Genomic DNA, 10,799 nt, shown 5'->3' with positions numbered 1-10,799 from the left:
CACAACATGTCTGCAGGTATTGTCGCCCTGCACCGCGGTTATAAGTACTGACCATCATGTCGAAGCTGCTCAAACCCATCGAATTGGCTGTCAACGCCGCACTGAGACAGGATCCTGATACCTGTGAGCGGTTACAGGCATTCGAACAGCGCAGCATTGTGGTCAATATCGAAGATCTGCACCAGTTTGTGCATGTCTGCTTTCATCAACAATCGATACAACTGAGCCACAGTGATGAAGAAAACACCGATTTGCTGATTAGCGGCACCGCCTTCTCACTGCTGAAACTGGGCCAGCATCCCGATAATCTGTTTTCGGCAGATATTCATATTCACGGTGATGTCCAGTTTGCCAAGCAACTGCGCGACGTGCTCGATGGTTTTGATTTTGACTGGGAACAGCAGCTGGCCAGAATCACCGGAGATGTGATTGCCCAACCACTGGCACATGGTTTGAAAAAAAGTTTTTCCTGGTTGCAAGCTTCAGCACAATCTTTGCAACAGACCACCGCTGAATACCTGCGTGAAGAAGCCCGTCTGCTGCCTGATAAATCTCAAATCGATGATTACATGAAAGCGATTGACGAGCTGCGGGCTGATTGTGACCGGCTGGAAGCCCGGATTCACCGTCTGGATAATAAATCGTGACTGGTTGCATTCTGATTATCACCCTATTAAGGAGTCCTTGATGAAGGCCAGTCAGTTGACGCGACTGATACAAATCAATCATGTGCTTGCCAAACACCGTCTCGACGAGGTTATTAAAGCCATTCATCTGCTGAGACCTTTACGTTATATCAGTTTTCTGTCACCCAATCGCTGGCGTAAACAGGCTGATCTGCCGCGTGGCGAAAGACTGCGTCTGGCTTTTCAGGATCTGGGGCCGATTTTTGTCAAAATCGGCCAGATATTATCGACACGCAGAGATCTGCTGCCAGCTGATATTGCCGACTCACTGGCCAAACTGCAGGATCAGGTCGCCCCGTTCCCGGCCGAACAAGCGCGTGAGCTCATCGAAAAAGCTTATGGCAACGAACCGCTCAATCATATCTTTGCCTATGTCGAACCGGAACCCATGGCCTCGGCTTCTATTGCCCAGGTACATGCCGCCACCCTGATCGATGGTGAAAAAGTCGTTATCAAGCTGGTGCGTCCCGGCATCGAACCGTTGATTCGTCGTGATATTGAGCTCTTATATACCTTAGCGTCCTTTGCTGAACGTTATTGGTCGGAAGGCAAACGGCTGCGCCCCCTCGAAATTGTCGCTGAACTGGAAAAAAACCTGTTCGATGAGCTGGACATGCTGCGTGAAGCGGCATCGGCTTCGCAGTTACAACGCAACTTCAACAGCACCAACCTGCTGTATGTGCCGAAAGTTTACTGGAACCTGACCAAGACCAATCTGCTGGTTCAGGAACGCATCTACGGCACGCCTATCAGTGATATCAATGCGCTGAAAGCCAAACAGGTGAATCTGGCGCGGCTGGCCGAAATCGGCGTCGAAATCTTTTTTACTCAGGTTTTCAAACACAGTTTTTTCCATGCGGATATGCACCCGGGCAATATCATGGTGGATATTACCGATCCGGAAAACCCGCGTTATATCGCCGTTGATTTCGGCATTATGGGCACCTTGTCACCGGAAGATCAGCGTTATCTGGCCGAAAACTTTCTCGCCTTTTTCAATCATGATTATCGGCGGGTGGCCGAACTACATATCCAGTCAGGCTGGGTGCCTGCCAATACCCGGCTGGATGAATTTGAAGGCGCCATTCGCAGTGTCTGCGAACCCATTTTTGCCAGACCACTGAAAGATATTTCATTCGGTCAGCTGTTATTAAGACTGTTTCAAACCGCCCGCCGCTTTAATATGGAAGTGCAGCCACAACTGGTTTTACTGCAAAAGACCCTGCTCAACATTGAAGGCTTGGGGCGCGAACTGTATCCGGATCTGGATTTGTGGCAAAGCGCCAAACCCATCTTGGAAAACTGGATGAAGGAAAAACTGGGCTGGAAAGCAGCCCTGAAAACCTTGCAACAGGAAGCACCGCACTGGGCGGAAACGCTACCCGAAATGCCGCGCATGCTGCATGACCTCAGTAAAAAAGCGCAGGAAGGCAAACTGCATATGCAGTTATCCTCGCACGATATCAAACAGCTGCAACAGGACATCCGCAATGCCAGCTATCGCGGCGCGGCGGCAACCAGTGGCGCGGCATTCCTGATTGGCGCTGCAGTCATCAAAGGTCTCGACGGTTATGCGCCGACCATGCTGGCCGGTTTACCCATTCTGAGCTGGGTATTCGGTATCTGGGGACTGGCCTTACTTTATTTTAGTCTTTCAAACAAAAAATAATTGTTATGTTTAAGTGGATAGGCCTCATCATAGGCTTTTATATGTCGGGAATCATCGGCGGCTTGCTGGGATTGTTTATCGGCAGCATCATCGATCGCGCGCGGGCCTTCGGGGTCGGCGGCGTCAATCCGCTGACCGCTACGCAACGCCAGGCTGTATTCCTGGAAACCTTATTTGTCCTCAAAGGCAAGCTGGCCAAAGCTGACGGGCGTATATCCCAAGACGAAATCGATCATGTCGAAGCCTTTATCAGAAAACTGGGCATGACTGCCGAACATCGTCAGGCTGCCATCAGCCAGTTCAAACGGGGGGCCAGTCCGGACTTTGATATCACTGAGACCCTCACCCGGTTCAAACAACACTGTGGCCATACCCTCAATCTGAGACAAGTACTGCTGGTTTATCTGACCGTGATGGCTTTGGCTGACGGCAAACTGGATCCGTCTGAACGTTCGATCCTTGAGCAAGTATCCATTCAGTTGGGATACAGTCCTGCAGAATTCAATCGCATTCTGGATATGGTGCTCGGCCAGGCCCATTTCTCCCAGCCGCGGGCCGATACCAAAAGCGCCTTGCAAGATGCCTATAAAGCGCTGGGCGTGTCTGCCGACAGCAGTGATCAGGAAATCAAACGCGCTTATCGCAAGCTGATGAGCCAGTATCACCCGGATAAACTAATGGGCCAGGGGGTGCCGGAAGATATGATTGCTGTCGCCACCGAACAGACCAAAGAAATCCAACTGGCTTACGATCTGATTAAAAAGCACCGCGGTAACTGACTCTTATTATCAGCCACCATTAATATCAGACGCCTAAAACAACCCGCTGATCGCGCCGTTATCGTCAATATCGATACGCTCGGCGGCCGGCCGTTTAGGCAACCCGGGCATAGTCATCACATCACCGCATAACACCACCAGAAAACCGGCGCCATGAGACAGACGGACATCGCGCACTGCCAAGGTATGATTCGACGGCGCACCGCGTAAGCTCTGATCACTGCTGAATGAATACGGGGTTTTCGCCATGCACACCGGGATAAAATTGTGCTGCTGGCTGATTCGGGCAATTTTATCCATCACCTTGTTATCAGCCACCACATTGGCCGCGCCATAAAGTCGTTTAGCCACCTGTCCAATCTTATCCCATAACGGCATATCATCTTCATACAGGAACTGGCAAGGGTTGGCTGGCTGTTCCAGCATGGCGACTACTTTTTCTGCCAGTGACTCAGCACCGGCGCCGCCTTGCGCCCAATGTCTGGCCAGAATAGCTTCTGCGCCCATTTCTGTGACCGCAGCTTGAATCATCTCGATTTCGCTATCACTATCCTGAACAAAATGATTGATAGCAACCACACAGCGTAAACCAAACTCGGTTTGCAGATTATGCAAATGACGCTGCAGATTCGCCAACCCCTGTTGCAATGCGGCCAAGTCCTCTTGGGCCAAATCTTTTAATTCGGCCCCCCCGTGGTATTTCAGTGCCTTGACTGTTGCCACCACCACCGCCATATCCGGCTTGATGCCTGCCTTGCGGCATTTAATATTAATAAATTTTTCAGCGCCCAGATCCGCGCCGAAACCGGCTTCCGTCACCACATAGTCACTGAGCTTGAGCGCCATTTTGGTGGCAATCACCGAGTTGCAACCATGGGCGATATTGGCAAAAGGACCGCCGTGAACAAAAGCAGGATTATTTTCCAGCGTCTGTACCAGATTAGGCTTGATGGCTTCTTTCAACAAAGCGGCCATCGCTCCATGGGCATTAAGCTCTCGGGCATAATGCGGCGTCCCATCGGTTGAATAGCCAATCAGAATATCGCCCAAACGTTGTTTTAACTCTTTCAGCGAATTGGACAGGCAGAAAATCGCCATGACCTCGGATGCCACCACAATATCAAAGCGATCCTGCCGCAGATAACCGTTAGCAGTTCCCCCCATGCCGACAACAATCTCGCGCAAAGCCCGATCATTCATATCAACCACGCGCTGCCACATGATACGGCGTGCATCAAGCTGCATGTCATTGCCATGATGAATATGGTTATCGATCATCGCTGCCAGCAGATTATGGGCTGAAGCAATGGCGTGGAGGTCACCGGTGAAGTGCAGGTTGATATCTTCCATCGGCACAACCTGAGCGTAGCCGCCGCCCGCCGCGCCGCCTTTAAGGCCGAAGCAGGGTCCCATCGACGGTTCACGGACACAGACCATGGATTTTTTACCGATACGGTTCAAGGCATCACTGAGGCCGATAGTGGTAGTGGTTTTGCCTTCACCGGCGGGGGTTGGACTGATTGCCGTCACCAGAATCAATTTACCATCAGGCCGATCAGCCATGTCATCCATCACATCCAGAGAGACTTTTGCCTTAAAACGGCCATAAGAGTCGAGTTGATGCGGGGCAAGCCCCAAGCGTTGTTCTGCAAGTATAGAAATTTCCTGCATCTTCGCTTGTTGTGCAATTTCGATATCTGACATGTTTTTCCCGAACGACTGCTGAATTACCGGTGCATTATACTCGACTTGGCAAAATTAACTGCCGATCGACTTTATTCGCCCCAGCGGGGCACCAGTTGATGTGGCACAGCAGCCTGATCGAGAATACGCGCCACTACAAAATCAATGATCTGGCTGAGTTGGGTCGGATTAAAATAAAAACCGGGGTTAGGTGGCAATATACACACGCCTAGCCTGGCAAGTTTGAGCATGTTTTCCAAATGAATCACGGAAAACGGGGCTTCTCTGGGTACCAGGATTAATCTGCGGTTTTCCTTGAGCATCACATCCGCAGCGCGATTGATAAGATTATCGCTGCTGCCACAGGCAATCGCAGATAAGCTGCCCATAGTACAGGGGCAGACAATCATCGTCGGCACACAATGAGAACCGCTGGCCAGCGGGGATGACCACTGTTGTTCACCGTACACCTGCAGCTGTTCAGGCTCACACCGGTACTGATCGACCAGCATAGTCTGGATATCCCCCACCCTCGCCGGCAACTTCCAGTTCAGTTCATCGGCCAGCACGATTCTACCGGCTGCCGACACCATTAAATGCACCGTCATGCCATTGCCAAGCAAGACTTCAAGCAGCCGTTGTGCATAAGGCGCGCCGGATGCGCCGGTTATCGCCAGTGCGATTTGTTTATTATCGGTCATTGCTGCCCCAGGGCATCAAGAATACGCTGATGTATGCCACCAAAGCCGCCGTTACTCATGACCAGAATCTGATCACCTTGCCTGGCTTCATTTCGCAAGGTATTAACAATGCCTTCAATGGAATCAAACACGGTTGCCCGTTCGCCCAATTCCTCTGTCACTTGTTTTAATGACCATTGCAAACCGTCATCCTGAAACAACAACACACGATCCGCCTGAAACAGTGATTGCGCCAAAGCATCCTGATGCACGCCCATTTTCATCGTATTGGAACGTGGCTCAAGCACGGCAACCAGTTTTTGATTGCCAATGCGGGCCCGCAAACCGGCAATCGTGGTGGCAATAGCTGTCGGATGATGGGCAAAGTCATCGTAGACACGGATATTATTCACTTCACCTCTGAGCTCCAGCCGCCTTTTTACACCCGCAAAAGCCGACAAAGCTTCACAGGCATGTTCCAGCGTTACACCGACATGATGCGCCGCTGCTATGGCTGCCAGGGCATTGTTCACATTATGCTGGCCGAGCATCGACCAGTTCACCGTGGCTTGTTGCTGCTGGTGCATGACCTTAAATTCACTGCCGTCGGCTGTAAGCAGTTCGGCCCGCCAGTCACTGTCCCCACTGCCTAACGTTTGGCGTGGTGTCCAGCAACCCATGGCCAGTACTTGCTCAATCACCTTCTCTTCCGGCGCGATAATCAACCCTTCACCGGGCACGGTTCTGACCAGATGATGAAACTGTTTTTGAATGGCCGCCAGATCGTCAAAGATATCCGCATGGTCAAATTCAAGATTATTGATAACCAATGTGCGCGGCAAATAGTGCACAAACTTGGAACGTTTATCAAAAAAAGCCGTATCGTATTCATCGGCCTCAATCACAAAAAATGGGGTATCGCCCAGTCTTGCTGTTTCTCCGAAATTATCGGGTACCCCACCAATCAGAAAACCGGGTGCCATGCCGGCATGCTCCAAGATCCAGGCCAGTAAACTGCTGGTGGTAGTTTTACCGTGTGTGCCTGCCACGGCCAGCACCCATCTTCCCTGCAATACTTGTTGCGCCAGCCATTGCGGTCCGGAAATATAGGGCAGTCCCTGATTGAGTACATATTCCACCGCCGGATTGCCACGCGTCATGGCATTGCCCATTACCACCAGATCAGGCCGTGGTTGCATATGCTCGGGTAGATACCCCTCCGAGACATCAATACCCGCTGCGGCCAATTGCGCACTCATCGGCGGATAGACGTTAGCATCGGAGCCGCTTACAGTCATGCCAAGCTGACGGGCCAGCAAAGCCAGCCCCCCCATAAAAGTGCCGCAGATGCCCAGAATATGAATATGCATTTACGCAACTCCCGACATGCTAAGGCCGACAACGATCAATGAGACTATGGTGTAAGCAACAGTAATCGCTGCTGCTATGCCGGCACTGACATCCAGCGCCTTACGAAAAATATGGGCGGTGACCAATAAACTCCAGAACACCACCACCATTACCAGCAGTAAAACCAGACTGGTGATTTGACCTTGTGGTTCAACCTGGCGGAACAGCCATAATACCGGCATACCGATAACTGCAATCACACTACCGGCACCGGCCATTGCAGTTACGGTCTGGGTGTACCGGCCCATCAAGCCACGAATCGATAACAATAACCAGCAGGCAGCTACCAACAACAGCGTATCGGTAAAACTGGCAATCAGGCTGATCTGCCAGTCATAATCAATATGACTGACCAACACACCAATAGTGAAGTAAATCAATAAAACCAGTTTGAAAAACCAGTGGGAGGCCGGAACATCGGCAGGGCCCGCACGAAACAGGCATATCTGGAAGAAACGCTGCAGTAATATCATGCAGGCATAATAACGTGTCAAAACGGCTGAACAAAGTATTTAATCAACATTTTCTATCCTGCAATAAAAAACCCGGCCGTGTCACCACTGCCGGGTTTATAGTAATCGGATATTGGATATCAATCAGTCGTCGATAACCACACCCCATGGGAAACTGCCGACCTCAATGGTTTTGATGGTTTTGTTGGTCGCAGTATCCACTACGGAAACTGTGCCACTGACACCATCAGCCGTATATATCGTTGAACCATCACGGCTGATATCCAGCCCCCAGACACGCTTGCCTACCGGTACATTAGCTTTCAGCTCCAGTGTTTTCGCGTCCATTACTGCTACTGAATTACCACGGCCGGTGGTGATATAAATGGTTTTGTCATCCGGACTGACCGCGATAGCCATCGGTTTGGAGTTCGGCACATCAATAGCTGCTTCTTTGATAATAGAATGGGTTTTGGTATCGATAATAGTGACTTCGTTACCTACCTCACTGCTGGCATAAGCCAAAGAACCATCACTGCTGAACGCCAGTCCGCGTGGACGGGCCGCTACCAGAATATTAGCAATAACTTGATGTTTAGCCGTATCAATAACATGCACCATATTGGTCGACTCACTGGTCACCAGGGCCAGACTGCCATCAGGTGATACCGCCACGCCTTCCGGTTCCAGGCCAACCTTGATTTCCTCAATGATCTCACCGGTTTTGGTGTCGATAACCGTAGCTTTAGCATCGTCTTCATTAGACAGATAAATATTGCCGTCAGGATGAACATCAAAGGTTTCCGGATCATCACCGGCTTCCAGTTTTTTAATCACTTCCAGCGTTTGCACATCGACGACAGCAATAGCATCTTCATCACTGATTGCGACGTATAGCAGTTTCTGATCAGGAGACAGGCCGATACCGCGGGGGCGTTTACCCACGTTAATCGTGTTTTCCACCTTACCGGTTTGAATATTAATCACGCTCACCGTGTCGTCTTTTTCATTGGAGACAAACACACGGTTCGTCGCATCGGCCAGTACTGATGTACTGGCTACAATCAGGAAAGTCAGTAATAAATGTTTTAATCTCATAATCTCTATCCTTAAACTCCGTTATTTTTATTTACAGGTAGTCAGACCCAGGCTATCGAGACCGCCCTTCACACCTCTCAACGGCGCTTCGGCGACGATATTATTATCCTGGTCGACTAACAAAACAATCTGGCGCAGCTGACCGGTATCACGAAAAGTGGCCTCATCTCCCTTTTGCCCGTCAAAAGCCAGTTTATTTTTCAAAAAATCCAGCATGACAGCCGCTTGCGGATTTTGGGTTCTGGCCACCGTATCAGATAACATTTTCACTGCGGCCCAGCCTGCCCAGGCATTATCATCCATCTTGGTTTGATGATTGCGCGTGAAGCGGATATTGAGCTGCGCGGCAGCAAACTTAACGAAATCTTCATGCCAGGCCTGCGCTACCACGAGGGTATCAGGATTCTTCTCCTGCCACTGCTTAAGGGCATCCTGTTTCATTTGCTCGCTCACGGGTATATTCAATAAATTAGGCAAACAGGCCTGACGCAGTTCATTAGCCGCAGAAGTCAGGTTAAACACCGGCACATTGGCAAATTGCGGCTGATTAGCCACTTCCAACACCTGCTCCGCATCGGTCGCCAGCAAAATGGCCGTTACCGAATCCAGTTGCTCCAGGTCCTCAACTGAAACCGGTTTGACAGTGTAGGTCTGGCCGAGAAATTCGCCTTGCAGGTTAGCTTCAGTCAAACCTTGCTGTACACCGGCCCAGACCTGACCTTCAGTCGGTCCCACATAATGCAGGGTGACCTCAATCACGTTAGCCCACAAAAGCTGCGGCCAGATAAATAAGATGAATAATCCCAGTTTTTTCATTTTTGTCATTAATCTCTCCATCTGCTTCTCATCATGGTTGTACCTTACAGCTTTTACCACACTGACAAATCAGAAAATTCCTCAATTTTGTAGCGCATCCTTCACCCGCAGAGTTCACGCTGCTTGCAATAAAGCCAGTAAATCAGTCTCTTATGCTTCGGGAGTTTTTCCTGTTTGCTGCCAGGCATCCATAAGTGGTTGTAATGAACCAGTTTTTATTCTGTATTCTGTGAAATATAGCTCAAGAATTTCAATATCGGGTCGATAGTAAAAGTAAGATTTCAGGTAGTTCGACTATGAAAAACAAAGCACAAGAATTAGAACTGCGACATATTATGGAAGGATTGGAAGAATTCGCCACCTTTATGAGTTTTCAAAGCGATTATGAAGGGCTGCGTATTCTCAGTGTCGAAACAACGCAGGAAGCCAAGGCACGAGACCAGCGCGCCAAAGTAATCTCACTGGACTCAAAGCGCCGAACACGATCACCGCAAACCAACACCATCAGTAAAGAATTAAGGTTTTGTGATCAATCATTCCACTAAAAAAAAGCCCGGCTCAGCCGGGCTTTTTTTATACCTGACTACCGTCAGGGTTCACTTCTTCACCGTCTTCTTTTTGCGGCGGTAATAAATCTTCCTTACTGACACCCATAGTCAATATGGTATTACTGGCAATATAAATAGAGGAGTAAGTACCCACAATAATCCCCAGCAGTAAGGCGATGGAAAACGCATGAATAACCTCTCCACCGAACATGAACAAAGCGAAGACTACTAGCATGGTGGTAAACGATGTCATCATGGTACGGCTTAATGTGTCATTAAGGGCTTTGTTGATAATCTCTTCTGAAGAGCCTTTGCGCATACGCAGAAACGTTTCTCGAATACGGTCAAATACTACAATGGTATCGTTAAGCGAGTAACCGATTATCGCCAGAATCGCCGCCAGCACCGTCAGGTCAAATTCAATTCGTGTGAGCGAGAAGAAGCCCAGAGTGATAATAACGTCATGTATCAGCGCTACGACAGAACCAATAGCAAAACGATATTCAAACCGCAGTGAGACATAAATCAGAATACCAATCAGCGCATAAAGCATGGCAAGACCACCTTGCTCAGTGAGCTCCTCGCCGACCTGGGGGCCAACAAACTCTACACGGCGCACATCAATCTTGGACTCAGTCTGTGATTGCAAGAACGACACGACTTCGTTGCTGAGCTCTGCCATATTCTGCGTTTCAATCACCGGCAGCCGAATCAGCACATCATGAATCGAGCCAAAATTCTGCACTAGCGCATCGGCATAACCGCCCTGTGCAAGCGCACTGCGCAGCTGGTTCAGATCAACTTCATCCTGATAGCCCAGTTCAATCATGGTGCCGCCGGTGAAATCGATACCGAAATTCAATCCCTGCATAAACAGCGATGACAGCGACACCATAATCAACATGACAGAGAAAAACGCCGCCAGACGGCGTTTGGACATGAATTGGAAGTGGGTTTCTTTACTTAAAAGTTGCATGT

The 10,799-nt window shown here is 49.8% G+C and carries 11 protein-coding genes; 4 read left to right on the top strand and 7 right to left on the bottom strand.

What is annotated here, in order from left to right; all coding sequences use genetic code 11:
- Positions 1–56: 56 nt before the first annotated feature.
- Genes OMP95_RS06100 through djlA form a run of 3 tightly spaced genes read left to right on the top strand, consistent with a single transcriptional unit; the run spans position 57 to position 3,134 of the window.
- Positions 57–647: a ubiquinone biosynthesis accessory factor UbiJ gene (locus OMP95_RS06100; protein ID WP_266327010.1), complete on the top strand. Its 591-nt coding sequence runs from the start codon at positions 57–59 to the stop codon at positions 645–647.
- A 40-nt stretch (positions 648–687) separates the two neighbouring features.
- Positions 688–2,355 (top strand): ubiquinone biosynthesis regulatory protein kinase UbiB, encoded by a 1,668-nt coding sequence (gene ubiB, locus OMP95_RS06095; RefSeq protein ID WP_266327008.1) that lies wholly within the window; start codon positions 688–690, stop codon positions 2,353–2,355.
- A 5-nt stretch (positions 2,356–2,360) separates the two neighbouring features.
- A complete protein-coding gene (gene djlA / locus OMP95_RS06090) occupies positions 2,361–3,134 on the top strand; it encodes a co-chaperone DjlA (protein WP_266327006.1) in 774 nt (257 codons plus the stop codon).
- Between the two features lie 33 nt (positions 3,135–3,167).
- Here the strand turns inward: djlA and OMP95_RS06085 are convergent, their stop codons facing one another.
- From OMP95_RS06085 to OMP95_RS06060, 6 genes are all read right to left on the bottom strand, one after another.
- Positions 3,168–4,838, bottom strand: a complete 1,671-nt coding sequence (locus OMP95_RS06085; RefSeq protein WP_266327004.1) for a formate--tetrahydrofolate ligase — start codon at positions 4,836–4,838, stop codon at positions 3,168–3,170.
- A 71-nt stretch (positions 4,839–4,909) separates the two neighbouring features.
- Positions 4,910–5,518, bottom strand: coding sequence for a UbiX family flavin prenyltransferase (locus OMP95_RS06080; protein ID WP_266327002.1), 609 nt, complete (start codon positions 5,516–5,518; stop codon positions 4,910–4,912).
- Complete coding sequence (gene mpl / locus OMP95_RS06075; RefSeq protein ID WP_266327000.1) at positions 5,515–6,867, bottom strand: UDP-N-acetylmuramate:L-alanyl-gamma-D-glutamyl-meso-diaminopimelate ligase; 1,353 nt, start codon at positions 6,865–6,867, stop codon at positions 5,515–5,517. The genes OMP95_RS06080 and mpl overlap by 4 nt, the downstream gene beginning before the upstream one ends.
- On the bottom strand, positions 6,868–7,380 hold the full coding sequence (locus OMP95_RS06070) for a hypothetical protein (protein ID WP_266326998.1): 513 nt from the start codon (positions 7,378–7,380) through the stop codon (positions 6,868–6,870).
- A gap of 123 nt (positions 7,381–7,503) precedes the next feature.
- Positions 7,504–8,457 carry a PQQ-dependent catabolism-associated beta-propeller protein gene (locus tag OMP95_RS06065; RefSeq protein WP_266326996.1) on the bottom strand — a complete coding sequence of 318 codons (954 nt, stop codon included), beginning with the start codon at positions 8,455–8,457 and terminating at the stop codon, positions 7,504–7,506.
- Between the two features lie 27 nt (positions 8,458–8,484).
- Entirely contained in the window at positions 8,485–9,282 is a 798-nt protein-coding gene (locus OMP95_RS06060) for an ABC transporter substrate-binding protein (protein WP_266326994.1), read from the bottom strand.
- 287 nt (positions 9,283–9,569) lie between these two features.
- On the opposite strand from OMP95_RS06060, the gene OMP95_RS06055 reads away from it, so the two are divergent.
- Positions 9,570–9,818: a hypothetical protein gene (locus tag OMP95_RS06055; protein ID WP_266326992.1), complete on the top strand. Its 249-nt coding sequence runs from the start codon at positions 9,570–9,572 to the stop codon at positions 9,816–9,818.
- A gap of 28 nt (positions 9,819–9,846) precedes the next feature.
- On the opposite strand, the gene secF is transcribed toward OMP95_RS06055, so the two are convergent.
- Positions 9,847–10,797: a protein translocase subunit SecF gene (secF, locus tag OMP95_RS06050; RefSeq protein ID WP_266326990.1), complete on the bottom strand. Its 951-nt coding sequence runs from the start codon at positions 10,795–10,797 to the stop codon at positions 9,847–9,849.
- Between the last annotated feature and the right edge of the window lie 2 nt (positions 10,798–10,799).

It is taken from the genome of Methylophaga sp. OBS4, assembly GCF_026319305.1.
Lineage (GTDB): Bacteria > Pseudomonadota > Gammaproteobacteria > Nitrosococcales > Methylophagaceae > Methylophaga.
Note: the sequence above shows the minus strand (reverse complement) of the source record. Positions and strands in the feature narration are given on the sequence as shown.

What these genes read in the sequence shown, in the direction of transcription:
- OMP95_RS06060 (WP_266326994.1), bottom strand. Translation starts at nt 9,282, where the DNA reads ATGACAAAAATGAAAAAACTGGGATTATTCATCTTATTTATCTGGCCG.
- OMP95_RS06055 (WP_266326992.1), top strand. Translation starts at nt 9,570, where the DNA reads ATGAAAAACAAAGCACAAGAATTAGAACTGCGACATATTATGGAAGGA.
- OMP95_RS06100 (WP_266327010.1), top strand. Translation starts at nt 57, where the DNA reads ATGTCGAAGCTGCTCAAACCCATCGAATTGGCTGTCAACGCCGCACTG.
- OMP95_RS06085 (WP_266327004.1), bottom strand. Translation starts at nt 4,838, where the DNA reads ATGTCAGATATCGAAATTGCACAACAAGCGAAGATGCAGGAAATTTCT.
- ubiB (WP_266327008.1), top strand. Translation starts at nt 688, where the DNA reads ATGAAGGCCAGTCAGTTGACGCGACTGATACAAATCAATCATGTGCTT.
- mpl (WP_266327000.1), bottom strand. Translation starts at nt 6,867, where the DNA reads ATGCATATTCATATTCTGGGCATCTGCGGCACTTTTATGGGGGGGCTG.
- OMP95_RS06070 (WP_266326998.1), bottom strand. Translation starts at nt 7,380, where the DNA reads ATGATATTACTGCAGCGTTTCTTCCAGATATGCCTGTTTCGTGCGGGC.
- secF (WP_266326990.1), bottom strand. Translation starts at nt 10,797, where the DNA reads ATGCAACTTTTAAGTAAAGAAACCCACTTCCAATTCATGTCCAAACGC.
- OMP95_RS06080 (WP_266327002.1), bottom strand. Translation starts at nt 5,518, where the DNA reads ATGACCGATAATAAACAAATCGCACTGGCGATAACCGGCGCATCCGGC.
- OMP95_RS06065 (WP_266326996.1), bottom strand. Translation starts at nt 8,457, where the DNA reads ATGAGATTAAAACATTTATTACTGACTTTCCTGATTGTAGCCAGTACA.
- djlA (WP_266327006.1), top strand. Translation starts at nt 2,361, where the DNA reads ATGTTTAAGTGGATAGGCCTCATCATAGGCTTTTATATGTCGGGAATC.